Origin of the sequence: Blastomonas sp., assembly GCF_046294995.1 — a bacterium.
In the GTDB taxonomy this organism is placed as follows: Bacteria; Pseudomonadota; Alphaproteobacteria; order Sphingomonadales; family Sphingomonadaceae; genus Blastomonas.
In genome coordinates, this window is the sequence record NZ_JBKBOG010000001.1 from 433,894 (window position 1) to 458,059 (window position 24,166).

Consider the following 24,166-nt stretch of genomic DNA (forward strand, 5'->3'; position numbering starts at 1 on the left):
GTGCGGGTTAGAAGATACCGCCGCCCAGCGATAGCCGGATAATGCAGATGGCGAGCACCACCAGGCACAGGTTTCGGCCCGTGTTGCTGCTGGAAACGAAGCCCACCAGCACACCCAGCATTGCGACCGGAATGATCAACCAGTTGAGCGCGCCCAACAGCGGCAGAAAGGCAGGGATCGCCATCAGCAGCGCGAAGAGCCCGATGAGAATGGAAAGAATGTTCAGCATGTGTCTTATATGGATAAGACAGCATTCCGTTGCAAGCACAAATTCGATTCATCGCGTCTGAGGGGCGGCTCGACGGCAGAACCGCTGTATTCGGTCACGTTGTATTCTGTTCATGAAACCGGCGGCGGGGATGAATGTTGTATGTTTCGAGCCGGGACGAACCGCCCGGAGCAAACACTGGAGATAACACCATGTTGACCCTTGCACTTGCCAGCGCCGCTGCGTTCCTGAACCCGGCGCCCGCCAACCCGGTTGCCCTGCCGGTGCCCACCAATTTCCATTCGCAGGATGCTGCGCAGTTTCAGCGGCGCGATGACCGCCGTGCATACCGCGAAGGCCGCCGCGACGGCCGCAAGCAGGCACGTTATGAAGGACGCTACTGGCGCGGCGACGATGGTCGCTATCGCTGCCAGCGCAGCAACGGCACCACCGGTCTGCTGGTCGGTGCAGGCGTTGGCGCGCTGATCGGCGATCAGGTCGCAGGCCGTGGCGACAAGACCTTGGGTGCCGTCGTCGGTGGCCTGGGTGGTGCAGCCGCCGGTCGTGCGATCGACCGCAGCCGGGTCAGCTGCCGCTAAGCTTTAGCCGCACCCACACGCATGAAGGTCGCTCCTGGCAACAGGAGCGGCCTTTTTTGCGAGCATCAGCCCGACGTCAGCTCTTCAGCCAATCGATCGAGGTCGGCATCCTGGCGCACGATGCGCCAGCTGTCGGGATGGCGGGTGTCGATCAGGACCACGGCTTTTTTCGGGCATATGTCGAGGCAGGGTACCTCGATCACACCCAGCCGCGCCTTGCGGCCCTTGCCACCGGGCAGACGGCGCTTGAGCGCCTTGGCGAGCGAGGGATCGCCCTCGGGACCGAAACTGGCCTTGGCGCGCTTTTGGCACTTCTTGCACACGAGAATGGCATGCGACCAGTTGGCGCGGATTTCTGTTTTCATTCTGGTCAGATAGGGTCGGGTGGTGGCGATTACACGCCCTTCCAGACCTTTCTTTCCTCGGCGCTGCGCAGCACTGCATAGGCCGCCTGGATCGCCTGAAAGCGCACCGCGGCGTCCTTGTCGTTCTGGTTGGTATCGGGATGATTGGCCTTGGCAAGCCGGCGATAGGCCTTCTTGATCTCGTCGAACTCGCTGTGCGCATTGCATTCGAGCACGTCGAGCGCGCGCATCTCGTCGCGCGTCCTACTGCCGTCGCCCGAACCTGCCCATTCGTTGAATACCGATTCGCGATAGCCCGATGTATCGCGCTTTTCCTCGGCGGCGCGCGCGGCGGCCTCTTCCTTGTCGAGGCCCTCGAAATAATCCCAGCCCTGATTGTACTCGGCGGCATGCTTTTCGCAGAAATACCAGCGGTCCGGGCTGTTGGGAGACTTGGGCGCGGGGCATTTGCCCGCCTCGTCGCACCCGTGCCGGTCGCACATCCGCACCGTCTGCGCCTCGCGCGACGACCCATAGCCACGCCAGCGCGGGAAACCCCAGTCGGATGATCGTTTGCCTGCCATTGTGGACCCAAGTAACAACCGCGCGCCCGCTCGGCTAGAGCCTGCTGCGGTTATTCGCTCATTCGTCTGCTGGCGCGCGGTGATCGCTTCATCGCCCTGAAATGTCGTTTGTCGAACGCTAAGGGTCTTGAAAGGATTGCGCGGCTATCCATCTCGCATCTGCAACATAGATTGCGAATCAAGATGTTTCAGGGATGTACCGCATGAGCCGCCAGTTGATGTTCTCCGCTATGCTGTCGATCGCAATGATGGCGGCGTTTGCGCTGGGTTCGCAGGCCTATTTCGGCGGATCCGCACAGGATTTTGCCCAGTGCCAGTCCGATATTCTGAACGGTGAGAACGGCATCCCGGCGCGTCTGGTGCTTGCCGCGCTTTGAGCGCTCCCAGCTTCGAAACAAAATTTGCCAGAGGGTCTGTAAGCCGGGTTCTGTCCTGACCGTTGCCGGTCATGGGCAGCCATTCCTCTAGGCGGGGCATTGCTGCACCGCTCAAGCAACCAACCCGGGCGGCAAGGGGCCGAAACACCCCTGGGACGCGCCTCTGCAAGCAGAAACCGTATCGCCAAATCCGCCCCTATTCGGTCTTGCTCCGGATGGGGTTTACCGTGCCGCGAACCATTGCTGGCCGCGCGGTGCGCTCTTACCGCACCCTTTCAATGTTACCTGGCCGAAGCCTTTGGCAACCTGCTTTCTGTTGCACTGTCCCTGGGGTCGCCCCCGCCGGGCGTTACCCGGCATCCTTGTTTCGTGGAGCCCGGACTTTCCTCGCGTCACTTGCGTAACCCGCGGCTGCCCGACCCTCTGGCAGCAGCGGCCCTAGCGGCGATTTGCGCAGAGCGCAATCAGCGGTAACGGCCCGCATCGCGGTCGAGCAGCAGCGAGAACAGGATCGCGCGGCATTCGCCGTCGACTTCGCCGGTGATCGTGCCAGGGCGCCAGCGTCGCTGGAATGCCGTGGTCGCCGCGCGCCCGTCGGCAATGTCATAGCCGAAGCGCTCGAGCGCGAGCAGGAATGCGCCATCGCTCCAGTACGGATCGACCAGACGGCCATCGGGAATCGGCAGCGCCAGCCGCACCCGCGCCAGCCTCTGCCAATCGAACAGTTCGCCCGGGTCCTGCTTGCGCTCGGGCGCGACATCGCTGTGCCCCACCACATTGGCGCGCGGGATGCGGTGCCGGTCGACGATGTCCGCCACCAGCGGGATCAGCGCCGACATCTGCTCTTCGGGGAACGGGCGGTAGCCGAATTCATGCCCCGGATTGACGATCTCGATACCGATGCTGGCGCTGTTGACGTCCTTGATGCCGCGCCAGTGCGCGCGGCCCGCGTGCCAGGCGCGGTTGGCCTCGTCGACCATGCGGATGATCTGGCCATCTTCGGTCACGACATAATGCGCGGACACTTTCGACGCCGGGTTGGCGAGCCAGTCGATCGCCGACGGCGCATCCTGCATTCCGGTATAGTGCAATACCAGCATGCTGATCGGAGCCATGCGTTCGTCGTAATTCGGCGACGGGGTGTCGATCAAGATCTGGTGCCCTCCTTCATCAGCCGAGCCTCGGCCAGCATCCGCGAACGCTGGGCGTTGCGGATCGCCACGATAGAGACGCCAAGCAATGCGATCAATCCACCTGCAATCATCAGCGGGGTCAGCGGCGTCCCGAACCACCAGGTGGCGAACGCGACCGAGATCACCGGCGTGGGAATGGTCAGCGGGCTGACGGTGGAGACGCTGTGCCGCTGCAGCAGCCACACCATCGCACCTTGCGCGCCGATGCTCGAGCCGATGGCGGCGTAGGCGGTCCAGGCATAGGTTTCCAGGCTGAGATACGGCAGCAGCGCGATGCCGCGGGGCTCGAGCAGCAACGCGAAGGGCAGGATGACAAGCGAGCCGAACAATCCCATCCAGGCGCTGATGTTGAGCACGCCGATCCCGCCCAGATTGCGCTGGATCAGCGTGGCGATCGCCCAGATCAGCGATGCGCAGGCCGATATCGCGATGGCGGGCAATTCGCCGGCAACCTTGGGATCGAACACCAGCAGGACGACGCCGAACAAAGCGAGGATGATGCCGATCAGGCGGGGAACACCGATCTTTTCCTTGAGGAAAATCACCGCGAGGATCAGCGAGAAGGGCACACCCAATTGCCCGGCGATGGCCAGCGCGCTGACGTTGGTGCTGACCTTGAGCGAAAGGCCGATCAACACGTAGAACAGGCCGCCGCTCAAAACCCCGAGCACCGCCATCAACCGCATTCGGCCCGGAACGATCCGCAGAAACGGCAGGCACACCACCGCCACGATCGCCTGACGCAGAAACGCCGCCGGCAGCGCGCCGGCGCTGTCCACGGCCGATTTCATCGCGATGATATTGAAGCCCCAAAGCAGCATCATCATGACGGCGACAGCCCAGTCTACGCGGCCAAAGTCGCGTTCGGGCAGGTCAGGCGCGGGCGAATCGTGCGTCATGTGGCGTGGCATAGGGCAAATGCCGGACCAGAACAGCTTTTATGCTGCAGTTGCGAACACTGGCTGCCAAAAAAATCAGCGCAGGGGGGGCGGAATGATCGACTGGCCCGAAAGGCCGCCCGATGCCTTCGAGTAGAGACCGCGCATCTCGCGCGTTGCGGAGAAAAGTTCGGTCTGGCCCAGCACCGTTTCCGCCGCGCCCAGCATCAGCATGCCGTCATTTTCCAGCGATCGTTCCAGCTTGGAATAGGCGATATGCCGGGTTTCGGGCGCGAAATACATCAGCACATTGCGGCACAGGATGATGTCGAAGCGGCCGAGCTCGGCGCGTGGCTTGAGCAGGTTGTCTTCCTGGAACCGCACCATCGCCTGCAGCCGCGGATCGATGACCCAGTCCTCCCCGTCCTGCGCGAAGTAGCGCAGCATGTAATCGACCGAAAGCCCGCGCTGAATCTCGAACTGGCTGTATCGGCCCGTCCTGGCGCGTGCGATGACCGAGGGAGAAATGTCGGTGCCGATGATCTCGATCTTCCAGTCGGTCCATTTGTCACGCTCGGAATCGACCAGCATCGCGACCGAATATGCCTCCTGGCCGGTGGAGGTGCCCGCGCTCCAGATGCGCAGCGTCTTGCGATGGGCGCGCCGCTCGCGCAGCGCGGGGAATGCCTCGGAGCGCAATGCGGCAAAAATCGCGGTGTCGCGGAAGAAGAAGCTTTCGTTGTTGAGCATCGCATCGAGCGAGGCCTGCAGCAGCTGCTCGTTGTCCGGATCGGAAAGCACCGCGACCAACGCGTCCAGATCGGGGATGCCTTGCGCTTTCAGGATCGGCGCGAGAGCGCTCTGGATACGCCAGTAGCGGCTGGGCGCAATCTGCTGACCGGTGCGCGATTCGAGCAGCCCGGCGAGAATGCGCGTCGCGCTGGCAGCAGGTGGGGAGTGGATCATTTCGGCTCCAGCCAGCAATCGGCGATGAACCGGGCGATACCGGCAGGGGGAAGGATGACGCTGGCAAGGCCTGCGCGGGCAACCGCTCCGGGCATGCCCCATACGGTGCTGGACTGCGCATCCTGGACATAGATCGGCGCGCCTTCGGCAGCGAGCAGCTCCGCGCCCGCCAGCCCGTCAGCCCCCATGCCGCTGAGCATAACGCCAGCGCCGCGCTCGCCAAAGCAGCGCGCGACCGCCGTGAACATCGGATCGATCGATGGCTTGTAGGCGGTGCCCGGCCAGTCGTTGAGCAGCTTTATGCGCGTGGTCCCGCCTTTGCTCTGGAGCCCGAGATGCGCATCGCCGGGAGCGCAATAGATGTGCCCGCGCTGCAGCACTGCGCCGTCGGTTGCCTGGTGCACGGGCCGCAGATCCAGATCGCCGATGTGGCGGACGAGGAACGGGATGAAATCGGGCGGGAGGTGCTGGGTGATGAGAATCGGCGCGTCGATGTGCGGGTCAAGCTGGCCCAGCAACTCGTGGATCGCGCTGATGCCACCGGTCGACGAGCCGATGGCGATGCATTCGAGCGTGCTGTGGGTGGCCACCGGGCGGGCGACCACCGGCGGCATCGCCTGACGCGAGATCCGCGCCGCATCGCCCAGCAATTGCAGCTTCTCGAGCAGCTTGGTGGTGAAGCTGCGCGGGTAGAACTGCTGGTCGGGCTTGGACAGGGTGTCGCTGGCGCCCAGCGCCAAGGCCTTGAGCGAGGCCGGAGCGCCCTCGCGGCACTGCGAGGACAGCACCAGAATGCGCGCATGGTTGCTCGCCGCGACCAGATCGGGAAGCGCATCCAGCCCCGAGCGGCGAGGCATCTCGATGTCGAGCAGGATGATGTCGGCAGGATGGGACGAAAGGAACTCGAGCGCAGCCTGCGCCGATGGCAGGCTTGCGCACACCGTAAAGCCCGGCGCGGAATCGATAGCCCGCTGGATGACCGAGCGCATGACCAGGCTGTCGTCGACGATCAGCACCTGGCTGACATGCCCCGCACCCTGCGCGCGGGGAAGGGCACGCCGCGCGGTTGCGCTGGGTTCGAGAACGACCATCCGGTTGTGCCCCCCGCCTGCTATCAGGCGCAGCCGACGATCTGGAGCTTGCTGTGCAGCGTTTCGCGGTCGAAGGGCTTCATCACATATTCGTCGGCTCCGGCGTCGATCGCTGCCTGGATATGGCCGCGGCCGTTTTCGGTGGTGCAGAACACGACCTTGGGGCTTGCGCCGCCTTCGACCTTGCGCAGGGCGCAGAGAAATTCCATTCCGCTCATCACGGGCATGTTCCAGTCGAGCAGGACGACGTCGGGCATTGTCTGGCTGCAATGGTCGAGCGCCTGGCTGCCATCGGCGGCTTCGGAAACCGCGAAATTCAGCGTTTCCAGAATATGCCGAGCGACCTTCCGGATCACCTTGCTATCGTCAACAACCAGACAGGTTTTCATGAAGCGCCCTCCCGTTGGCAAACTTGCCAGATGCCGACATTAGGGACGATAAGTAATCAGCATGTTAACACGGCGCGCAGGGCACGCGCGGTTCACCGCAAAGCGCGACGTCAGGCTGCGCGGCGCAGCGCGGGGTTGACCATGTAATCGGGATCGATCAGCAGATAGGTCGCGCTATCGATGTCGAGCAGCGCGCGGCCGATATCGCGCCATCCTGCAGGCAGCTGGACAGGCAGCGGCACAGGGGGGTTGGCCGCCTGCACGACGTCGATGACCGAATCGACCAGCAGCCCGTAATGGCAGCCGCCGATGTTGACGACGATCGCCGGTTGGCCCGGGGTCAGGTCGGCTGGCTCTCCGCTGACGAAATACTGGCAGTCGATCAGCGTCAGCACCCGGCTGCGCAGTGCGAACAGTCCGGCGATGAACGGCGCGGACGACGGTACGGGAACGGACTCGCGGACATTGACGACGCTGTCGATCTGTTCTGCGGGGATCGCCACTTTCTCGCCCGCGATCACCGCGATCAGGTAGAGCTCTTTCATGTGCCGGTTGCTCCCGTCCGTCCGTTGATCAGGCGGCCAAGCAAAGCTGCCCGGTCATAGCGATAAATGGTGTCGGCATCGTGTGGCCCTGCCGGCAGCGTATCGCGCAGACGGATGACGTTGCCATGCAGCCCCAGCCCCGTCGGCGCTTCGTCGCCGATGACGATGCTGACCGCCGCGTCGGAGCAATCGCCATCCGATACTCCGAACACCGGGCGATAGCCTGCTGCCGATACCAAGGGCGCGAGAATGTTGCGTGTCCACGGATCGTCGGTGCCGATCAGATAGCAGGCAGGCCGGTCGGACGCGCGCACCGGGCCAACCAGGTGGCTGAACACCCAGTGCGGATCGATCACCTCGATCTGCTCGTCGCCCAGCAGCGCGATTCCGCCGACCAGGCCAGGCTCGCTTGCCGGTTCGACCGTGGCGGGCAGCCGGACGATGTCGATCACGTCGTCGACCGCATACAGCACGTGTCGTTTGCCGTCGCTCAGGTGCAGAAGCTTGGCGTGGCCCGATTGCGGCGGTTGGTCGAGCCCGAAGACCGGGCGACTTTCGCCGTCGATGCTCAGCCGGACCTGGCCCCCTGCCAGCGCCAGCCGAGCCGCATCGACATCCTCGACGCGTTCGACCGCCGCCAGCGTCATCAGCCGCAGCATGCCTGCTGCCTCGCGGAACAGCAGCGCAGAACCACCATCGATCTCGGCTGCGTCGGGCGTTTGCCCGTGCTGGCTGTCATCGCTACGGGCGAATTCGTTCAGTTGGGCGCGGTTGGCCAATCCCAGCGGATCGAGCAGCAGCATCGGGCGACCATTGTCCGGCAGGGTGGTGCCCGCATAAAGCCCATCGGCCATGATCACCGGCGCGCCAGGACGCACGACCAGTTCCTCGTGATCGATCACCGCCTCCACCGCGAGCGCGTAGCGCAGTTCGGACGAGGCGTTGAGGGTGATGATCGTGCGATGGCGTGCGGCGGGATTGGCGGCGAAATCGAGCCCGAGCAACGTCTCGAGCGCGACATGCGGCAGGCATTCCCCGCGGATATAGGCAAGGTCGCGACCGCCCACCTGCTGGATGCGCACCTGATCGTTGTTGTCGAACAGGATTTCGCGGATGGCAGAGCGCGGCATTGCGAAGTCCTGGCCCCCGGCGCGCACGGTCAGGCACGGGATGATGGTGAGCGTCAGCGGCACGCGCAGGATGACCCGCAAGCCCTTGCCGGGATGGTTCTCCAGGTCGATCGCGCCGCCGATCCGTTCGATGTTGGAGCGAACGACGTCCATGCCGACGCCGCGACCCGAGATTGCCGTGACCTGATCGGCGGTGGACAGGCCGGGTGCGAAAATCAATTCCAGCCGGGCGCGCTCGCTCAGTCCGTGGATCTCGGACGCGCTGCGCACCTTGGCGGCCTGGGCGCGCGCGACCAGCTTGTCGATATCGATGCCGCGGCCGTCATCGGCGATCTCGATCAGGATCTGGTTGCCCGATTGCCGTGCCGAAATGCTCAGGCGGCCGGCGGCAGGCTTGCCCGCCAGGCTGCGCGCGACAGGCGATTCGATGCCGTGATCGATCGAGTTGCGGATGATGTGCGTCAGCGGATCGCGGATCATCTCGATCATCTCGCGGTCCAATTCGACGTCGCTGCCCGAGGTGCGCAGGTCCACCTGCTTGCCGAGGTCGGCGCACAGATCGCGCACCAGCCGTGGCAGCGGCGAGAAGATGCGCTCGATACGCTGCATCCTGGTCTGGCCGATGGCATCGCGCATGTCGGCGATGCAGGCTGAAAGCCGGTCGAACGCATTTTCGAGCACCGGGCCGTTCTGGTCGTCGCGCAGGCAGCGGGCCACCTCGTTGCGCGCCAGCACCATGTCCGACACGCCGTTCATCAGGTGGTCGATCAGGTCGAGCGGCACGCGGATCGACCGGATGGCGGCATGTCTGCGCGCAGCAGAGCCGGTGTCGTTGGCAGGGATTGTAGGTTCCGTCGCCACCGACCCGGCGGCCACGGGCTGACGGTCCAGCGCGGCGATAAGATCGGAATCCGACCCGTCGGGCAGGGCCTCGCCCGACTCCATCACGATGATCAGCTCGCCGATGCGATCGATGATCCCGAGCACCGCATCGACCAGCGGCGCCGAAGCCTCGCGCTTGCCGTCGCGGACCTGCGCGAGCACGTCTTCGGCTGCATGGCTCAGCCGCTCGAAGCGGGGAAGATTGAGGAAACCGCAGCTGCCCTTGACCGTGTGGACGAAGCGGAAGATGCTGTCGAGCCGCGCACTGTCGTGCGGGTTCTGCTCCCACAGCACAAGTTCGCTCGCCAGCGCGTCGAGCGTTTCACGGGTTTCAGCGATAAATTCCTGTATCAGGTCGTCCATATCCACCGTCCGCGAGCGCTTGGGTTACGGTGTGCGCCGGATATGGTTAAGATCAGGTTGCGGCGGGCAGGAAGGGGTTCGGGTTTCAGACCCGCAGCATGGCGCCGATGACCAGAGACTCGGGCGTGGCGGCAAGCTGAATATCGCCGCCGCTGCGCCGGGCGATCTGCAGGATCATATAGGCCGGTGCTGTGCGCGGGCTCATCGGCGTGCCCAGCGTGCTGCCCGACAGCGCGCCTGCGACTGCCTCGTCGATGACGACCTTGGGTCCGGTGGCGTTGACCGCGATTTCGCAGGTGCCACCATTTTCTTCCGCCGCGATGATCAGCTGGCCGCCGCGTACCAGCCCATCAAGGCCGATCAGCGCAAGGTTGAGCAGCACCTTGACCGCAGGCTTGGCGAGCAGGTTGGAGGGGACATGCCATTGCAGCTCCACCCGTGGCTTGTCCGCCACCAGGCCCTCGATCAGCTGGCGTGGCTCGTTGACATCGACCTTGTCGCCGAACCCGCCGGCCGCGCCGAACGCAAGGCGGAAAAACTTGAGCTTGTTGGCCGAAGCGCGCGCGCTGTCGGTCAGCAGTTCGATGCACCGCGCACGCATTTCAGGATCGGTTTCATCGGCGAGCAGTTCGAGCCCGTTGTTCATCGCACCGATCGGGCTCAGCAGATCATGGCAAAGCCGTGAGCACAGCAGGCTGGCAAGTTCGGTTTCAGACAGATCTGCATGGCTGGGCATAAGCGGGGGCTGGCCTTCGGGCGTGAAACGAGGAGAAGCGCGCATCGACCGGCTGGTCGTGCCCAGCCGATGTGGCGAAAATGTCGCACAGGTTCAAGCCTTAATGCGGCAGGGTGCTGCGCCTACGCCATCCACTGCCGCAGATCAATGCGCTCAATCCGCTCGATCCGCTCAATCCGCCAGCATCAGCTCTACCGGGTCGAACGCGCCGCATATGGCGCCGCTGTCGATTGCCCGCCAGGCAGTGATGCGCCCTGCGGCGATTACCAGCCACAGGCGCCCATCGGATGCGGCGCTGGCGGCATCGCGGGCAGAAGGCTCGGCGCGGCCATTGGGGTGCGAATGATAATGGCCGATAAGCCGCTCGCCGCCCTGGCGCATCGCACGCTCGGCTGCGATCAACGCGGATGGATCGATCTCGAACGTGCAGGACGGATCATCCGCGACATTGGCGGCAGGCTGGATCCGGCGAACGCGCTGGTCGTCTCCGAACAACAGGCCGCAGCATTCATCGGGGTGCGATGCCTGCGCCTGTGCAAGCAACTGGGCATGGAGCGCGCTTGAAAGCCTGATCTGCATGGGCCACAGCATAGCCATGAACGCCCCGCGATCCAACATGCCTGCGAGCGAACCCCGTACCGGCACGATCCCCGCCAGCGCCGAGGGCCAGCGGCTGGATGCAGGGCTTGCTCTGGCCGAGCCCGACCTGTCGCGTGAACGGATCAAGGCGCTGATCCTGCAAGGCGCGGTGACGGTCGATGGCAAGCCGGTCACCCGCCCGTCGGTGAAGCTGGCCGCTGGCGCGCGGTACGCGATTGCCGTTCCCGATGCACTGCCGCTCGATGCCCAGGCGCAGGACATCGCGCTGGTCGTAGTGCATGAAGACCCGCATCTGCTGGTGATCGACAAGCCGGCGGGCCTTGTCGTGCATCCGGCGGCCGGCCACGCCGATGGCACTCTGGTCAATGCGCTGCTGCACCATTGTGCGGGGCAATTGTCGGGAATAGGCGGCGTCGCCCGGCCCGGTATCGTCCACCGCATCGACAAGGATACCTCGGGGCTGCTGGTGGTCGCCAAGACCGATGCCGCGCATCTCGGGCTGGCGGCGCAATTCGCCGCGCACACGATCAATCGGCGTTATGTCGCGATCGTGCAGGGGCGGCCCCTCCCGGCCGATGGCATGGTCCGTGGCAATATCGGCCGCAGCGACCATGACCGCAAGAAGATGGCGCTGGTGGGCGAAGGGCGCGGCAAACACGCCGTCACCCATTACACCACCGAAGAGCGGCTGGTCGGGGCGACCCGGGTCGAGTGTCGGCTGGAGACCGGGCGGACGCATCAGGTGCGCGTTCACATGGCCAGCATCGGTCACGCGCTGCTTGGCGATCCGCTGTATTCCAAGCCGCCCAAAGCGCTGCGAAACCTGCTCAAAGCCGCGGATTTCGGTCGTCAGGCATTGCACGCGCAGCGCCTCGGGTTTATACATCCGGTGACTGGATTTGAATGCGACTTTTTTAGTCCGATTCCGGCCGATATGGCGGAACTTTTGACTATAATGCGTGTTTAAGTTGCAAGTCGAAATGCGATCCACATGATGGGCGCTCCTTCGAGGCCCGCGAATCGGATCGGCAGAAAGGGTAAACATGAGTGCGACCAGAAGTGTCCCGGCAACCATCCCCGCACTTGGTGGGGAGGCCAGCCTAAACCGTTATCTCACCGAAATCCGCAAATATCCGCTGCTCAAGCCCGAGCAGGAATATATGCTCGCCAAGCGCTATCAGGAGCATCAGGATTCTGAAGCTGCAGCGCAGCTTGTCACCTCGCACCTGCGCCTCGTCGCCAAGATTGCGATGGGCTATCGCGGTTATGGGCTGCCAGTCAGCGAGCTGATCTCCGAAGGCAATATCGGCCTGATGCAGGGTGTGAAGAAATTCGAGCCCGATCGCGGCTTCCGCCTCGCGACCTATGCGATGTGGTGGATCAAGGCGTCGATCCAGGAATACATTCTGCGCAGCTGGAGCCTCGTCAAGATGGGCACCACCGCTGCCCAGAAGAAGCTGTTCTTCAACCTGCGCCGGATGAAGAACAACCTGCGCGCATTCGAGGACGGCGATCTTCACCCCGATGACGTGACGACGATCGCGACCAAGCTGGGCGTGTCCGAGACCGAAGTCGTCAACATGAACCGCCGCATGGCGATGGGCGGCGATGCGTCGCTCAACGTCTCGATGCGCGAGGATGGCGACGGCCAGTGGATGGACTGGCTGACTGACGACAGGCCGCTGCAGGATGCAGCCGTTGCCGATGCGCAGGAAGCCTCGATGCGGCATGACATGCTGGGCGAAGCGCTGCAGGCGTTGAACGACCGCGAGCGTCACATCTTGAACGAGCGGCGGCTGGTCGATGACCCCAAGACGCTCGAGGAGCTGAGCCAGGTCTATAACGTCAGCCGCGAACGCGTTCGTCAGATCGAGGTGCGCGCGTTTGAAAAGCTGCAAAAGGCGATGCATCGCCTGGTCAGCGACAAGCAGATGGCGCTGGCTGGCTGAATTGAATGCTGGGGCTCGACCTGCCCCACATTGTTGTCCCCAGGGTCGCAACTGTGGATCGAAGCGGGATGGCCTGGCTGTCCCGCTTCACCTTTGTCTGGCCGACGAGAATCTTCAGCTCGGCGCCGCACAGCGCGATAAAGCGGGCAGGGTGGGTGCAAAACCATCTTCCCCTTTCGGTTCCCACGCATTAAGCGGGCAGCCATGGGACTTCTGGGAAAAATCTTCACCTGGTGGGACGGCGCGACCGTCGGCACGCTTTTGTTCAGCTCGCTCAATGGCGAGAAGGTCGGCGAGGATCATCAGGGCAACACCTATTTCCGCTCCAAGCCGAAAAAGGGGCGGAAGGAACGCCGCTGGGTGCTTTACAAAGGCGCCAACGATGCAAGCCGGGTCCCGTCCGAATGGCACGGCTGGTTGCACAACAGCTATGATGCGATTCCCGAAAGCCACCTTCCGCCGCCGCGCATCTGGGAAAAGGACTATGTCCCCAACCAGACCGGAACGATTGGCGCCTATCGCCCTGCAGGGTCGCTCGATCGCGGCGGCGTGCGGGCTGCGGCGACCGGCGATTATGAAGCGTGGACTCCCGAGGCGTGACGCGCGGGCGAATCATCGCCATCGTCATTCTGGTCGCCGCGCTCATCGGGGCAGGGGTTTATGCCTGGACACAGTTCGGCGATCGCCTGGGGCAGGGTAGCGAACCTGAGACCGAGGCGCAGCCAGCCACCCGCGCACCGGCCACCGCCGCTGCGGCGCCCGATGCAAGTGATGCGACGCCGATGGCTGAGCGCGTCGCCACCATCGCCTTCCTCAACAAACGCAACGGCGAGATTCGCGATCTCGAGATGAAGCCCGGCGAATCGCGGCGCATCGGTGACGCGATCGTCCGTCTGTCGGCCTGCGAACGCACCGCGCCTTGGGAACCGGTGCCCGAAACCGGAGCGTTCGTGCAGTTGCTGGTCCAGCATCGCGAGACGCGTTCGTCGGATCCGGTCTGGAAGCGGGTGTTCTCGGGCTGGGTGTTCAAGGAATCGCCGTCGCTCAACGTGGTCGAGCACCCGATTTACGATGTCTGGGTCAAGAACTGCGCGATGGAATATCCCGGCGAGGATGCGCCGGTGGCAGAGGGAGCCGCACCCGGCCCCCGGCCTGCGGCATCGCCGCCTGCCAACGCTGAAAATCCGGCAACCAGCCCCGAGCCCGAGCCCGGCCCGGCCACCCCATCGACCGATACCGAGTAACTATCGACCGTCACCGGATGCGGGCGAGGGATACGCGGCGGAGCAAACGGCGAATCGCTGATCGCCGCGTTCAGCAGCTTCATGTATTCCGCCTGCGGGATTTCGATCGCGCCCAAGGATGCCAGATGCGGGGTGATGAACTGGCAGTCGAGCAGGCTCATGCCGCCCCGGCGCATCGCTGCCACCAGCCAGGCGAGCGCGACCTTGCTGGCATCGGTTGCCCGGCTGAACATGCTTTCGCCGCAGAACGCGCGGCCGATCTCGACCCCGTACAGCCCGCCGACCAGCGCATCGCCCTGCCAGCACTCGATACTGTGCGCGCGGCCCTGCTTGTTGAGCGCGATGAAGCTCGCCTCGATGGTGCGGTTGATCCAGGTCTGCTCGCGGCCTTGTGCGGATTGTGCGCACATCGCGATAACCTGCCCGAACGCGCGGTTGCAGGTGACGGTGAAGCGGTCGGAGCGGATCACCTTCTTGAGCGACTTGGAAAGATGGAAGGTATCGAGCGGCAGGATCGCGCGCATTTCTGGCTCCACCCAGAACACGTCGACATCGTCGCGCGCGTCGGCCATCGGGAAGATACCGATCGCATAGGCGCGCATCAGCATCGTCAGATCGATCGTTACCGGGCCGGGTGTGCCGTGCATGCCACCAATCTAGGCGCTCGGCGGCCAAGATCAATCACGCATACCGCGCAGGGCTTTGCGATTGCCCGGCTTTCAGCTAGAGCGCGGGACCAAATACATCAGGAGTAGCCCCATGCGTGCCGAAGGGCAGGCCCATATTGACACCATCAACGCCGCGCTGGCGCTGGTCCGAAAGTTTCTCGATTGGGAACGCGCGCTTCGCCGTCTCGACGAACTGAACGCGCGCGTCGAGGATCCGACCCTGTGGAACGACCCCAAGGCCGCCGAAGAGGTGATGCGCGAGCGGCGCAGGCTGGAGCAGGCGATCGGCACGGTCGATGAGATCGGCGCGGAAATGGCCGATGCGATCGAATTCGTCGAACTGGGCGAGTCTGAGGGCGACGATGCGACCATCGCAGAAGGGCTCGCCAGCCTCAAGGCACTGGCCGAACGCGCCGAGCGCGACAAGGTGCAGGCGCTGCTCGCGGGCGAGGCGGACAGCTATGATACCTATCTGGAAGTCCATGCCGGCGCAGGCGGCACCGAGAGCCAGGACTGGGCCGAAATGCTGCAGCGGATGTATTCGCGCTGGGCGGAACGGCGCGGCTACAAGGTCGAGCTGGTCGATTATCACGCCGGCGAACAGGCGGGGATCAAGTCCGCCACGTTGCTGATCAAGGGCGAGAACGCCTATGGCTTTGCCAAGACCGAAAGCGGCGTGCACCGTCTGGTGCGGATTTCGCCCTATGACAGCTCGGCCCGGCGCCACACCAGCTTCTCGAGCGTCTGGGTCTATCCGGTGATCGATGACAATATCGAGATCGAGGTCAAGGAAAGCGATCTCAAGATCGATACCTATCGCGCCTCGGGCGCGGGCGGCCAGCACGTCAACACCACCGATTCGGCGGTGCGCATCACGCATATTCCCACCGGCATCATCGCCGCCAGCCAGAACGACCGTTCGCAGCACAAGAACCGTGCGACCGCGATGAACATGCTCAAGGCCCGGCTTTATGAGGCCGAGCTGCAGAAACGCGAAGCCGAGGCCTCGGGCGAATATGCCGCCAAGACCGAGATCGGCTGGGGCCATCAGATTCGCTCGTACGTCCTCCAGCCGTACCAGCTGGTGAAGGACCTGCGCACCGGCGTGACCTCGACGGCTCCCGGTGATGTGCTCGATGGCGCGCTCGACCCGTTCATGGCTGCGGCGCTGTCGCAAAAGGTTACCGGTGAAAAGGTGGATGTCGAAGATGTCGACTGACCGTTTTGGTCGGTGGGCAGGGCTGCTATTGGCGACGGCATGGCTTGCGGCATGCCAGCCGACATCGGGTGATCAGGCCGACCGGCCCGAAACCGCGCGCGCGTTCCCCCGTGCAGACCGGCCGGTCGCAGGCGTGGTCAGCAACGAGTTTTCCAACGAGGAAGCCCGCGACGACCGCAACGAGGCGAACACGGTGATGGACCTTGCCGGGATAGAGCCGGGCATGACCGTGGCCGATATTGGTGCAGGCAACGGTTACTACACCGTCCGGCTGGCCGACCGGGTCGGCGAGCAGGGCCGGGTGCTGGCGCAGGACATCGACGATGGCGCGCTCAAGCGGCTGGGCACCCGAGTCGAGCGCGACCGGCTTGACAACGTCTCGATCAAGCCTGGCGACATCGACGATCCGCGGCTGCCCGAGGCGAGCTTCGACCGCATCTTCATGGTGCACATGTACCATGAGGTGACCGAGCCTTATGCCTTTATCTGGCGCTTGCGCCGGGCGCTCAAGCAGGGCGGGCAGGTCATCGTGGTCGATGTCGACCGACCGACCAACCGGCATGGAATACCGCCCAAGCTTTTGTTCTGCGAGTTCGAGGCGGTGGGGTACAAGTTGGCCGAGTTCATCGAGAAACCGGATATTGCAGGGTATTTCGCGCGGTTCGAGGCGGTTGGGCCGATGCTGGCGCCCGAGAAGATCAAGGGATGCGATCAGTCCTGACTCGCCGGTCAGGCAACGCCGCTGCCGGCGCAGCGTTTTTATTGGGCAATTGTTGCGCAGCATGCTTATACGGCTGGGCAAATGTGGGAGCTTATACGTGTTCAAGGGTTTGAAGCCGATTGTCTATGGTGGACGCGAAGTCTGGCCGCTGATCGAAGGCGGCAAGGGTGTTTCGGCCACCAACCACGCCAGCTCCGGTGCATGGGCGGCTGCCGGCGGCATCGGCACCGTATCGGCAGTGAATGCGGACAGCTACGACGAAGACGGCAACGTCATCCCCCAGGTCTATCATGGCCGCACCCGTGGCGAGCGCCATGAGGAACTGATCCGCTATGCCATCGCCGGAGGCGTCGAGCAGGTCCGCCGCGCCTATGAGATCGCGGGCGGCAACGGCGCGATCAACATCAACGTGCTGTGGGAAATGGGCGGCGCGCAGCCGATCCTGCACGGCATCCTCGAGCAGACACGCGGCATGGTGGCCGGCGTCACCTGCGGCGCGGGCATGCCCTACAAGCTGTCCGAGATCGCGGCGCAGTACAATGTCAGCTATCTGCCGATCGTCAGTTCGGCCCGCGCCTTCCGCGCCTTGTGGAAGCGTGCCTATCACAAATATGCCGATCTGATGGCCGCGGTGGTCTATGAAGACCCCTGGCTGGCGGGCGGGCACAATGGCCTGTCCAACGCCGAAGATCCGCGCGTTCCGCAGGACCCGTATCCCCGTGTCGCCGCACTGCGCGAGACGATGCGCGCCGAGGGCGTGTCCGAAGACGTCCAGATCGTGATGGCCGGCGGCGTGTGGTATCTGCGCGACTGGGAGAACTGGATCGACAATCCCGAACTCGGCGCGATCTCGTTCCAGTTCGGCACGCGTCCGCTGCTGACGCAGGAAAGCCCGATCCCGCAAGGGTGGAAGGACGAGCTGACCAAGATCAAGCCCGGCGACGTGCTGCTGCACAAGTTCAGCCCCACCGGCTTTTACTCGAGCGCGGTGCGCAACCCGTTCCTGCGCAGCCTGGAAGCGCGTTCGGAGCGGCAGATCCCGTTCTCGACCGAGACTGCAGGCACGCATACCGCGCAGCTCGATTGCGGGGTCAAGGGCAAGAACTTCTGGGTCACGCCCGAGGACCTGCAACGCGCGCGCCGCTGGGATGCGCAAGGCTTCACCACCGCGCTCAAGACCCCCGACAACACCCTGGTGTTCTGCACCCCCGACGAGCGCGCCGAAATCCGCAAGGACCAGGCCGATTGCATGGGCTGCCTTTCGCATTGCGGCTTTTCCGCGTGGAAGGACCATGACAACTTCTCGACCGGCTATCTCGCCGACCCGCGCAGCTTCTGCATCCAGAAGGCGCTGCAGAACATCGCCCATGGCGAGGATGTCGACAAGAACCTGATGTTCGCAGGGCACGCCGCGTACAATTTCGGGACCGATCCGTTCTATTCCAACGGCTTTGTTCCTACCGTCAAGCAACTTGTCGATCGTATCCTCACTGGAGACTGATCGACGGCACGCCACCGCCGTGCAGCCAACTGTGCATTGACGGCAGGATGATTCTCCCGCATCGCTGTTTAACCGATCGGTTAACGGCGTGGGGAGCGGATCTTCAGGGTGGCTGCAATGGATTCAGCGGTGGTTGCGAAGGGCAGGGCGTCGACGCGCTCCGTTCGCGTCATCGCGCGCTGCCTTCCGCAAGACACGCTGCTCACCGGCGCTTGCGATCAGTCGGCGAAGCGCTGGCGCGCTTTGCGCAGCAACCGGGTCCAGTGCCTGCGGTCTCGCGCACTCAAAGTGTCGTCGCCCGCGCGCGCCTCGAGAACATCGACGATCTCGGTTCCATATCTTTCATGCAGTGATTTCAGGTCTTCATCGTCCTTGCGACGATGTTCGGCAGTTTCGAAAAGGCTGAAAATCATAGGATCCTCACAGGAAAGGGTGCGACCCGCATTCCGGCGCCGGATCAGCCTTTGTCCGTGCGTGCGCAACATACCCCAAATATGGCGGGTTTGGCAATGCCACACACCGCAAGGCTCACCCAAACCCGTCCTGTCTCGCATCGGGCTATCGCGACACGGGAACGCCGAGGATGAAAACACAAAAGCAGGAGCGTTGCATGGCTGAACAGATCTGGACGTCGAACGAAATAGCAGCCACCGGGCCGTTGGCCGGCATAAGGGTGCTGGATATGTCGAGCGTGGTGATGGGTCCGCTGGCGACCCTGCTGCTTGCCGATATGGGCGCCGACGTCATCAAGGTCGAAAATCGCGGCGGCAGCCACACCGGGGACATGATGCGCTATGCTGGCGCTTCGCCGACTGGCGATCTCGGCCCGATCTTCATGGCGCTCAACCGCAACAAGAAGGCGGTGACGATCGACGGGCGAGATGCGCTGGGCAAGGCGCAGATCGAAGCCCTGCTGCGCGAAGCCGATGTCTTCTTCCACAACGTCCGCATGGCCGGGATGGAGCGGATGGGTTTTGGCTATGAGGCGGTCAAAAAGATCAATCCCAAGATCATCTACATCCACTGCTGCGGCTATGGCGCCGATGGGCCTTACGGCAAGCGCCAGGCGTATGACGACCTCGTCCAGGCGGCATCGGGCTGGGCCGATCTGTATGCCAAGCGCTCGGGCGGTGACCCGGCGTATACCCCTTCGCTGGTGGCGGACAAGACGGTCGGGCTGTTCGCCGCTAACGCCACGCTTGCAGCCTTGGTGCACAAGGAACGGACCGGGCAGGGGCAATTCGTATCGGTGCCGATGTTCGAGTGCTTCACCTTCTTCAACATGGTCGAGAACCTCTACGGGCACACGTTCCCCGGGGACGGGAAATTCGGTTATACCCGCTCGATCAACCCGCGCCGCCGGCCCTATCCGACCAAGGACGGGTATATCGCGATCGTTCCGTATGTGGATCGTCAGTGGGAGCGGTTTTTCGAGATCGGCGGGCGGCCCGGAGTGTTCAGCGATCCGCGCTTTTCAACCTATGAAGAGCGCACCAAGCACACCGGTGACCTGTATGCGATCATCGAGGAGGTCGCTGCGACCAAGACCACCGACGAATGGGTCGAACTGCTCGACCGCGAGGACATCCCGGCGATGCGTTTCAACCGGATCGAGGACGTGCCGAGCGATCCGCATCTGGCAGCGACCGGCTTCTTCATTGATGCGCACGCACCGCATATCGGGCAATACCGCACCTTGCGTCACCCGATCGCATTCGCCGGCAGCCCGGTCAATCTCAGGCTGGCACCGCAGAGCGTGGGCGCGCAGAACCACGAACTGCCGCTTCAGGCGAACGACTGACGGGGCAGCGCCCGTCGTCGGGAATCTCAGCGAAAATGGGAGGGCTTGGTGCCGATGACGGTCCGCAGATAGCGGGGCAGTTCGACACCGCCGCCCACCGGTTGGCGTGCCAGCTTGGGGTTGATCTCGCGATCGAAGGCGACACCGAAGCGCGAAGTCCGTGCCCAGGCGACCTGGCCGCGCACCGATCCGATGTTGCGCAGGGTGGCGGTGATCGTCTGCCCTTGCGCCACGTTCAGGTCGGATTCGATCATCATGCCGCCAGGCGAGAGATTGCGGACCTTGACCTTGTGGACCTCGCTCGATCCGTCGAATGTGAGTTCCGCCAGCAGGAACAGGCTGTCGCGGTCACGGGTCTCTTTCATTTCAAGAGATTTCGGGCTGACAGGCGTGTTCATCGATATGGCGTCCAGCTGCTTGGCATGAAGGGTCGTGCTCCCTGCCGGACCTCCGCCTTTGGGCGACGGTCGGGAGGTGCCGATGTTATAGCGCAGCGATTGTCGCCAATTGGTTAAGCTTGGGCCCGAACCCGCAAAAAATCAGTCGTCGCGCGATATCTTTTCGCGACGCTCATGCGCTTCCTGCGCTTCGACCGTCATCGTTGCGATGGGGCGGGCAACCAGCCGTCCGAGGCCGATCGGCTCGCCGGTAACCTCGCAATAGCCGTACTCGCCTTCGTCGATCCGACGCAGCGCGGAATCGATCTTGGCGATCAGCTTGCGCTGGCGGTCACGGGTGCGCAGTTCGATTCCCCAGTCGGTTTCGCTGGAAGCCCGGTCGTTGAGGTCCGGCTCGCGCATCGGACCATCCTGCAACTGCTGCAGCGTGTCCTTGGATGCGGCCAGGATGGAGCGTTTCCATTCCTGCAACAGCGCGCCGAAATATTCCAGCTGGCGGCCGTTCATATATTCTTCGTCGGGTGAGGGAAAATAGTCCCCTTCCAACGACTTGCGCGCCTTTGCCAGCACATCGATCTCGTCGATCGCGGTCGAGATGGACGCCATTGCATGCTCCCGGTGGATATCGGTACCGGCAGCGGATGCCCAAGGTCGGACACGCTCTGTCGGCCTTATGTTGATCGCGCCTATAGCCAGCGCCTAGGGGGCACACAAGCTGCAAAGCAGAGCCATCCGGGAGATTTTCGACCCGCTTCGATAGCGCTGGCGGGTGCCGCGGCGTCAACGGCGATCAGGCCGAATTTTTGGGGGTGGCGCAGGCCATCGCGGTTAATCGACCTGCTGCAATCGGTTCCAAATCGGGACAGGCGGGGTTGGACCCCCCGGACAGGCTCAGTTTTTAGTCGCACTGGTCGTCGAATCAGGGTTAACAGCATTGAGATTAACGCTTTGTTCTGGCTTGCCTAGCATATCGGGACGCTGACCCGGCCCCAGCTTCTGTACTGGCAGGTCGCAATCAGCCTCCTTAGGTCTGAGAGAGAAAACACAATGTCTGTACGGATGGCCTTGGCAAAATTGTGCGCCTGCACCTGCGGCGGAGCGATTATCGGCGGTGGAGCAGTGCATGTGGCAGATACGCCCCCTGCGCAGGTGAAGCAGTATCGGCAGGCAAAGAACAGCAAGCCGATTCGCGGTCGCCAGCTCGCCAAGGCAACCCCACGTCAGATCAAGCGTCCGCGCCGGGCCGTGGCCCCGGTCGCGACCAGAGTGGCACCCCAGGTGGTCACCGTCACCACGCAGCCCGCGCCCATTCCGCTGCCCTATCCTTATCCTGCGCCTGTGCCGCAGGAAACCGGCGGCTTCGGTGGCGGCGGTGGCGGCTTCCCGGTCATGGTCGGCGGTAGCGGCGGCTTTGGCGGCGGTTTCGGCGGCGGCTTCTTTGGCGGCTTTTTCGGCGGCGGCGGTGGCGGCGGCAGTGTCGTCATCTCGTCGACCGGTTCGACCAGCACCTCCAGCGGCAGCATCTCCACCGGGGGCATTTCGACCTCGACCGGTGGCGTCAGCACGTCGACCTCAACCGGCGGTGTGAGCACCTCGACGGGTGGTGTGAGTACCTCGACGGGCGGCGTCTCGACTTCGACCGGCGGCGTCTCGACTTCGACCGGCGGCGTATCCACCTCCACCGGCGGCGTCAGCACGTCTTCGGGCAACGTCTCCACCTCTTCGGGCAACGTCAGCTCCAGCAGCAGCTCGTCGTCGTCGAGCTCGTCCTCGTCGAGCTCCTCGTCGTCGTCCAGCTCTTCGTCATCGGGCGGCGACCCGGGCAAGCCTGGCTATCCCGACAAGCCCGGGCACCCAGGCAAGCCGGGGCATCCCGGCAAGCCGGGCGGTTCTTCGGGCTCGAGCGGATCTTCGGGTTCCAGCGGCTCTTCGGGCTCGAGCGGCTCTTCAGGTTCTAGCGGATCGTCAGGGTCGAGCGGTTCCTCGTCTTCGTCGAGCAGTTCATCGAGCTCGTCGTCGTCCTCGTCGAGCACCTCTTCGGGTGCGACGTCGACCGGCAGTTCGTCCAGCTTCGGCGGCACCAGCAGCGGATCGTCGGGTTCAACCGGGTCGAGCGGCAGCACTGGCTCGTCCAGCTCGAGCTCCAGCTCGTCGTCTTCGTCGAGCAGCTCGTCCAGCTCCAGCGGCGGCACCAGCTCGACCGGCGGCACCGATGTCCCGGCACCGCCTGCCATCCTGCTGTTCGGCGCCGGCGCTTTCGCGCTTGCGGCCCGCCGCCGCTTTGCCAAGCGCAAGGATGCAGCAAAAGAACGCGATGCGGCCTGATCTATAGGCAGCGACCGTCACCGCTGTCTGATCACCACATCAAGGGGCGGCCCGGCATATCCAGGGCCGCCCCTTTTTTGTGCCGGTTGCGGGCCGATTGCGGATTGCATCTGCCCGCTGGGGCAGGGCATAGGCTTGCGCCATGCACGACATAAAATTCATCCGCGAAAATCCCGAAGCCTTTGACGCCGGTCTCGCGCGCAAGGGGCTCGACCCCGTCTCCGCCGAGATCATCGCGCTCGATGCGGCGCGGCGCGAAGCGCTGAACGGCGCGCAGACCGCGCAGGCTCGGCGCAACGAGGCGTCCAAGCTGATCGGCCAGGCGATGGCGCAGAAGGATACGGCAAAGGCCGACGCGCTCAAGGCCGAGGTGGCAGAGCTCAAGACCCGGCTGGGCGATCTTGAAGAGCAGGCCAAGGCCGCCGATGCCGCGTTGGCCGAGCGCCTGGCATTGCTGCCCAACCTGCCGGCCGACGACGTACCCGATGGCCTCGACGAGGCAGGCAATGTCGAGATCAGCCGCTGGGGCGATCTGCCGCAGTTCGATTTCGAACCCAGGGAGCACGCCGATATCGGCCCGGCCTTGGGGATGGATTTCGAAACCGCAGCGAAAATCGCTGGCGCGCGCTTCACCTTCCTGCGCAAGGGCATCGCGCGGATGAACCGGGCGCTGGGGCAGTTCATGCTCGATGCGCAGGTGGAGCGCGGCTACAACGAATGCGCGACGCCCTATCTGGTGCGCGACGAGGCGGTGTTCGGGGTCGGGCAACTGCCCAAGTTCGCCGAAGACCTGTTCCAGACCACCGATGGCCGCTGGCTGATCTCGACCTCCGAGGTCAGCCTGACCAACAGCGTGCGCGAGCAGATTCTGACCGCTGCCGAGCTGCCGATCCGGTTGACCGCGCTCACCCCATGCTTCCGTTCCGAAGCAGGCTCTGCCGGGCGCGACACCCGCGGGCTGATCCGCCAGCACCAGTTCGAGAAGGTCGAGCTCGTCACCATCGCCGCGCCCGAACATTCGCAGATGGAGCACGCCCGCATGTGCGCCGCGTCCGAGGCGATTTTGCAGGCGCTGGGCTTGCCCTATCGCAAGATGCTGCTGTGCGCCGGCGACATGGGGCAGGCCAGCACCAAGACCTTCGATCTGGAGGTCTGGCTGCCGGGACAGAACGCCTATCGCGAGATTGCCAGCATCTCCAACTGTGGTGACTATCAGGCGCGGCGGATGAACACCCGCTACCGGCCCGAGGGCGAGAAGGGCACCGAGTTCGTCCACACGCTTAACGGTTCTGCGCTCGCCATCGGGCGGACGCTGGTGGCGATCGTCGAGAACTACCAGCAGGCCGACGGTTCGGTCCGCGTGCCCGATGCGCTGGTGCCCTATATGGGCGGTATCGAGCTGCTCACACCCTGAAATACCACTCTGCCCCATCGCGAGGGGGCACAGGCGGAATT

28 protein-coding genes, 1 other RNA gene and 1 pseudogene are annotated in these 24,166 nt (G+C 64.0%); 11 read left to right on the forward strand and 19 right to left on the reverse strand.

Annotation, left to right across the window (positions count from 1 at the left end):
- Positions 1–7 precede the first annotated feature (7 nt).
- Positions 8–229 (reverse strand): hypothetical protein, encoded by a 222-nt coding sequence (locus tag ACK4R0_RS01975; RefSeq protein WP_409669425.1) that lies wholly within the window; start codon positions 227–229, stop codon positions 8–10.
- Between the two features lie 191 nt (positions 230–420).
- Here ACK4R0_RS01975 and ACK4R0_RS01980 point away from each other — a divergent pair, with 191 nt between their 5' ends.
- Positions 421–807: a glycine zipper 2TM domain-containing protein gene (locus tag ACK4R0_RS01980; RefSeq protein ID WP_409669428.1), complete on the forward strand. Its 387-nt coding sequence runs from the start codon at positions 421–423 to the stop codon at positions 805–807.
- Positions 808–872: 65 nt separating this feature from the next.
- Here ACK4R0_RS01980 and ACK4R0_RS01985 read toward each other — a convergent pair whose 3' ends face one another.
- Together ACK4R0_RS01985 and ACK4R0_RS01990 are read right to left on the reverse strand one after the other, a co-directional pair.
- Positions 873–1,172 carry a (2Fe-2S) ferredoxin domain-containing protein gene (locus ACK4R0_RS01985; protein ID WP_409669431.1) on the reverse strand — a complete coding sequence of 100 codons (300 nt, stop codon included), beginning with the start codon at positions 1,170–1,172 and terminating at the stop codon, positions 873–875.
- Between the two features lie 29 nt (positions 1,173–1,201).
- Positions 1,202–1,735 (reverse strand): J domain-containing protein, encoded by a 534-nt coding sequence (locus tag ACK4R0_RS01990; protein WP_409669434.1) that lies wholly within the window; start codon positions 1,733–1,735, stop codon positions 1,202–1,204.
- Positions 1,736–1,938: 203 nt separating this feature from the next.
- Between ACK4R0_RS01990 and ACK4R0_RS01995 the strand changes: the two genes are divergently transcribed.
- A complete protein-coding gene (locus ACK4R0_RS01995) occupies positions 1,939–2,112 on the forward strand; it encodes a hypothetical protein (RefSeq protein ID WP_409669437.1) in 174 nt (57 codons plus the stop codon).
- Positions 2,113–2,135: 23 nt separating this feature from the next.
- Here ACK4R0_RS01995 and rnpB read toward each other — a convergent pair.
- The 10 genes from rnpB to ACK4R0_RS02045 form a co-directional block, all read right to left on the reverse strand.
- Positions 2,136–2,539, reverse strand: an RNA gene (gene rnpB / locus ACK4R0_RS02000) — RNase P RNA component class A.
- A gap of 37 nt (positions 2,540–2,576) precedes the next feature.
- Positions 2,577–3,227, reverse strand: a complete 651-nt coding sequence (locus ACK4R0_RS02005) for an N-acetylmuramoyl-L-alanine amidase (RefSeq protein ID WP_409670866.1) — start codon at positions 3,225–3,227, stop codon at positions 2,577–2,579.
- A 32-nt stretch (positions 3,228–3,259) separates the two neighbouring features.
- Positions 3,260–4,204, reverse strand: a complete 945-nt coding sequence (locus ACK4R0_RS02010; RefSeq protein WP_409669440.1) for a DMT family transporter — start codon at positions 4,202–4,204, stop codon at positions 3,260–3,262.
- 75 nt (positions 4,205–4,279) lie between these two features.
- Positions 4,280–5,149 carry a CheR family methyltransferase gene (locus tag ACK4R0_RS02015; RefSeq protein WP_409669443.1) on the reverse strand — a complete coding sequence of 290 codons (870 nt, stop codon included), beginning with the start codon at positions 5,147–5,149 and terminating at the stop codon, positions 4,280–4,282.
- The gene (locus ACK4R0_RS02020) at positions 5,146–6,240 is read right to left on the reverse strand and encodes a chemotaxis protein CheB (RefSeq protein WP_409669446.1); all 1,095 of its coding nucleotides are present in this window, start codon (positions 6,238–6,240) and stop codon (positions 5,146–5,148) included. Before ACK4R0_RS02020 ends, ACK4R0_RS02015 begins: the two co-directional genes overlap by 4 nt.
- Before the next feature lie 23 nt (positions 6,241–6,263).
- On the reverse strand, positions 6,264–6,629 hold the full coding sequence (locus ACK4R0_RS02025) for a response regulator (RefSeq protein ID WP_409669449.1): 366 nt from the start codon (positions 6,627–6,629) through the stop codon (positions 6,264–6,266).
- Between the two features lie 110 nt (positions 6,630–6,739).
- Entirely contained in the window at positions 6,740–7,174 is a 435-nt protein-coding gene (locus ACK4R0_RS02030) for a chemotaxis protein CheW (RefSeq protein ID WP_409669452.1), read from the reverse strand.
- Complete coding sequence (locus ACK4R0_RS02035; protein ID WP_409669455.1) at positions 7,171–9,549, reverse strand: chemotaxis protein CheA; 2,379 nt, start codon at positions 9,547–9,549, stop codon at positions 7,171–7,173. Before ACK4R0_RS02035 ends, ACK4R0_RS02030 begins: the two co-directional genes overlap by 4 nt.
- 85 nt (positions 9,550–9,634) lie before the next feature.
- Positions 9,635–10,285: a histidine phosphotransferase family protein gene (locus tag ACK4R0_RS02040; RefSeq protein WP_409669458.1), complete on the reverse strand. Its 651-nt coding sequence runs from the start codon at positions 10,283–10,285 to the stop codon at positions 9,635–9,637.
- 171 nt (positions 10,286–10,456) lie between these two features.
- Positions 10,457–10,882: a Mov34/MPN/PAD-1 family protein gene (locus ACK4R0_RS02045; protein WP_409669461.1), complete on the reverse strand. Its 426-nt coding sequence runs from the start codon at positions 10,880–10,882 to the stop codon at positions 10,457–10,459.
- Positions 10,883–10,901: 19 nt separating this feature from the next.
- Between ACK4R0_RS02045 and ACK4R0_RS02050 the strand changes: the two genes are divergently transcribed.
- The 4 genes and pseudogenes from ACK4R0_RS02050 to ACK4R0_RS02065 form a co-directional block, all read left to right on the forward strand.
- Positions 10,902–11,852, forward strand: a complete 951-nt coding sequence (locus ACK4R0_RS02050; protein WP_409670869.1) for an RluA family pseudouridine synthase — start codon at positions 10,902–10,904, stop codon at positions 11,850–11,852.
- Positions 11,853–11,928: 76 nt separating this feature from the next.
- Positions 11,929–12,834 carry an RNA polymerase sigma factor RpoH gene (rpoH, locus tag ACK4R0_RS02055; protein ID WP_409669464.1) on the forward strand — a complete coding sequence of 302 codons (906 nt, stop codon included), beginning with the start codon at positions 11,929–11,931 and terminating at the stop codon, positions 12,832–12,834.
- A gap of 204 nt (positions 12,835–13,038) precedes the next feature.
- The gene (locus tag ACK4R0_RS02060) at positions 13,039–13,434 is read left to right on the forward strand and encodes an NADH:ubiquinone oxidoreductase subunit NDUFA12 (RefSeq protein ID WP_409669467.1); all 396 of its coding nucleotides are present in this window, start codon (positions 13,039–13,041) and stop codon (positions 13,432–13,434) included.
- A 248-nt stretch (positions 13,435–13,682) separates the two neighbouring features.
- Positions 13,683–13,865 (forward strand): annotated as a pseudogene (locus ACK4R0_RS02065) (DUF2155 domain-containing protein); the annotation flags it as partial.
- Positions 13,866–13,900: 35 nt separating this feature from the next.
- Here the strand turns inward: ACK4R0_RS02065 and aat are convergent.
- The gene (gene aat, locus ACK4R0_RS02070; protein ID WP_409669470.1) at positions 13,901–14,725 is read right to left on the reverse strand and encodes a leucyl/phenylalanyl-tRNA--protein transferase; all 825 of its coding nucleotides are present in this window, start codon (positions 14,723–14,725) and stop codon (positions 13,901–13,903) included.
- Between the two features lie 112 nt (positions 14,726–14,837).
- Between aat and prfB the strand changes: the two genes are divergently transcribed.
- The 3 genes from prfB to ACK4R0_RS02085 all read left to right on the forward strand — a co-directional run bounded on the left by prfB (position 14,838) and on the right by ACK4R0_RS02085 (position 18,187).
- A complete protein-coding gene (gene prfB / locus ACK4R0_RS02075; RefSeq protein WP_409669473.1) occupies positions 14,838–15,965 on the forward strand; it encodes a peptide chain release factor 2 in 1,128 nt (375 codons plus the stop codon).
- Positions 15,955–16,686 (forward strand): class I SAM-dependent methyltransferase, encoded by a 732-nt coding sequence (locus ACK4R0_RS02080; protein ID WP_409669476.1) that lies wholly within the window; start codon positions 15,955–15,957, stop codon positions 16,684–16,686. Before prfB ends, ACK4R0_RS02080 begins: the two co-directional genes overlap by 11 nt.
- A 97-nt stretch (positions 16,687–16,783) precedes the next feature.
- On the forward strand, positions 16,784–18,187 hold the full coding sequence (locus ACK4R0_RS02085) for an NAD(P)H-dependent flavin oxidoreductase (protein WP_409669479.1): 1,404 nt from the start codon (positions 16,784–16,786) through the stop codon (positions 18,185–18,187).
- A gap of 218 nt (positions 18,188–18,405) precedes the next feature.
- On the opposite strand, the gene ACK4R0_RS02090 is transcribed toward ACK4R0_RS02085, so the two are convergent.
- Positions 18,406–18,672, reverse strand: a complete 267-nt coding sequence (locus ACK4R0_RS02090; protein WP_409669482.1) for a hypothetical protein — start codon at positions 18,670–18,672, stop codon at positions 18,406–18,408.
- A 125-nt stretch (positions 18,673–18,797) separates the two neighbouring features.
- Between ACK4R0_RS02090 and ACK4R0_RS02095 the strand changes: the two genes are divergently transcribed.
- On the forward strand, positions 18,798–19,988 hold the full coding sequence (locus ACK4R0_RS02095; RefSeq protein ID WP_409669484.1) for a CaiB/BaiF CoA transferase family protein: 1,191 nt from the start codon (positions 18,798–18,800) through the stop codon (positions 19,986–19,988).
- Positions 19,989–20,014: 26 nt separating this feature from the next.
- Here the strand turns inward: ACK4R0_RS02095 and ACK4R0_RS02100 are convergent, their stop codons facing one another.
- From ACK4R0_RS02100 to ACK4R0_RS02115, 4 genes are all read right to left on the reverse strand, one after another.
- On the reverse strand, positions 20,015–20,353 hold the full coding sequence (locus ACK4R0_RS02100) for a PilZ domain-containing protein (protein WP_409669487.1): 339 nt from the start codon (positions 20,351–20,353) through the stop codon (positions 20,015–20,017).
- Positions 20,354–20,527: 174 nt separating this feature from the next.
- Positions 20,528–20,992: an RNA polymerase-binding protein DksA gene (gene dksA, locus ACK4R0_RS02105; RefSeq protein ID WP_409669490.1), complete on the reverse strand. Its 465-nt coding sequence runs from the start codon at positions 20,990–20,992 to the stop codon at positions 20,528–20,530.
- Between the two features lie 719 nt (positions 20,993–21,711).
- Positions 21,712–22,212 (reverse strand): hypothetical protein, encoded by a 501-nt coding sequence (locus tag ACK4R0_RS02110; RefSeq protein ID WP_409669493.1) that lies wholly within the window; start codon positions 22,210–22,212, stop codon positions 21,712–21,714.
- Positions 22,213–22,218: 6 nt separating this feature from the next.
- The gene (locus tag ACK4R0_RS02115) at positions 22,219–22,620 is read right to left on the reverse strand and encodes a hypothetical protein (protein ID WP_409669496.1); all 402 of its coding nucleotides are present in this window, start codon (positions 22,618–22,620) and stop codon (positions 22,219–22,221) included.
- A gap of 233 nt (positions 22,621–22,853) precedes the next feature.
- On the opposite strand from ACK4R0_RS02115, the gene serS reads away from it, so the two are divergent.
- On the forward strand, positions 22,854–24,125 hold the full coding sequence (gene serS / locus ACK4R0_RS02120) for a serine--tRNA ligase (RefSeq protein ID WP_409669499.1): 1,272 nt from the start codon (positions 22,854–22,856) through the stop codon (positions 24,123–24,125).
- Positions 24,126–24,166 lie beyond the last annotated feature (41 nt).

Bases quoted from the DNA above. Each gene is read 5' to 3' on its own strand.
- ACK4R0_RS01975 (WP_409669425.1), bottom strand. From the start codon at position 229: ATGCTGAACATTCTTTCCATTCTCATCGGGCTCTTCGCGCTGCTGATG.
- ACK4R0_RS01980 (WP_409669428.1), top strand. From the start codon at position 421: ATGTTGACCCTTGCACTTGCCAGCGCCGCTGCGTTCCTGAACCCGGCG.
- ACK4R0_RS01985 (WP_409669431.1), bottom strand. From the start codon at position 1,172: ATGAAAACAGAAATCCGCGCCAACTGGTCGCATGCCATTCTCGTGTGC.
- ACK4R0_RS01990 (WP_409669434.1), bottom strand. From the start codon at position 1,735: ATGGCAGGCAAACGATCATCCGACTGGGGTTTCCCGCGCTGGCGTGGC.
- ACK4R0_RS01995 (WP_409669437.1), top strand. From the start codon at position 1,939: ATGAGCCGCCAGTTGATGTTCTCCGCTATGCTGTCGATCGCAATGATG.
- ACK4R0_RS02005 (WP_409670866.1), bottom strand. From the start codon at position 3,227: ATGGCTCCGATCAGCATGCTGGTATTGCACTATACCGGAATGCAGGAT.
- ACK4R0_RS02010 (WP_409669440.1), bottom strand. From the start codon at position 4,204: ATGACGCACGATTCGCCCGCGCCTGACCTGCCCGAACGCGACTTTGGC.
- ACK4R0_RS02015 (WP_409669443.1), bottom strand. From the start codon at position 5,149: ATGATCCACTCCCCACCTGCTGCCAGCGCGACGCGCATTCTCGCCGGG.
- ACK4R0_RS02020 (WP_409669446.1), bottom strand. From the start codon at position 6,240: ATGGTCGTTCTCGAACCCAGCGCAACCGCGCGGCGTGCCCTTCCCCGC.
- ACK4R0_RS02025 (WP_409669449.1), bottom strand. From the start codon at position 6,629: ATGAAAACCTGTCTGGTTGTTGACGATAGCAAGGTGATCCGGAAGGTC.
- ACK4R0_RS02030 (WP_409669452.1), bottom strand. From the start codon at position 7,174: ATGAAAGAGCTCTACCTGATCGCGGTGATCGCGGGCGAGAAAGTGGCG.
- ACK4R0_RS02035 (WP_409669455.1), bottom strand. From the start codon at position 9,549: ATGGACGACCTGATACAGGAATTTATCGCTGAAACCCGTGAAACGCTC.
- ACK4R0_RS02040 (WP_409669458.1), bottom strand. From the start codon at position 10,285: ATGCCCAGCCATGCAGATCTGTCTGAAACCGAACTTGCCAGCCTGCTG.
- ACK4R0_RS02045 (WP_409669461.1), bottom strand. From the start codon at position 10,882: ATGGCTATGCTGTGGCCCATGCAGATCAGGCTTTCAAGCGCGCTCCAT.
- ACK4R0_RS02050 (WP_409670869.1), top strand. From the start codon at position 10,902: ATGCCTGCGAGCGAACCCCGTACCGGCACGATCCCCGCCAGCGCCGAG.
- rpoH (WP_409669464.1), top strand. From the start codon at position 11,929: ATGAGTGCGACCAGAAGTGTCCCGGCAACCATCCCCGCACTTGGTGGG.
- ACK4R0_RS02060 (WP_409669467.1), top strand. From the start codon at position 13,039: ATGGGACTTCTGGGAAAAATCTTCACCTGGTGGGACGGCGCGACCGTC.
- aat (WP_409669470.1), bottom strand. From the start codon at position 14,725: ATGCACGGCACACCCGGCCCGGTAACGATCGATCTGACGATGCTGATG.
- prfB (WP_409669473.1), top strand. From the start codon at position 14,838: ATGCGTGCCGAAGGGCAGGCCCATATTGACACCATCAACGCCGCGCTG.
- ACK4R0_RS02080 (WP_409669476.1), top strand. From the start codon at position 15,955: ATGTCGACTGACCGTTTTGGTCGGTGGGCAGGGCTGCTATTGGCGACG.
- ACK4R0_RS02090 (WP_409669482.1), bottom strand. From the start codon at position 18,672: ATGTTGCGCACGCACGGACAAAGGCTGATCCGGCGCCGGAATGCGGGT.
- ACK4R0_RS02095 (WP_409669484.1), top strand. From the start codon at position 18,798: ATGGCTGAACAGATCTGGACGTCGAACGAAATAGCAGCCACCGGGCCG.
- ACK4R0_RS02100 (WP_409669487.1), bottom strand. From the start codon at position 20,353: ATGAAAGAGACCCGTGACCGCGACAGCCTGTTCCTGCTGGCGGAACTC.
- dksA (WP_409669490.1), bottom strand. From the start codon at position 20,992: ATGGCGTCCATCTCGACCGCGATCGACGAGATCGATGTGCTGGCAAAG.
- ACK4R0_RS02115 (WP_409669496.1), bottom strand. From the start codon at position 22,620: ATGGCAGGCGGTGCCGGGACATCGGTGCCGCCGGTCGAGCTGGTGCCG.
- serS (WP_409669499.1), top strand. From the start codon at position 22,854: ATGCACGACATAAAATTCATCCGCGAAAATCCCGAAGCCTTTGACGCC.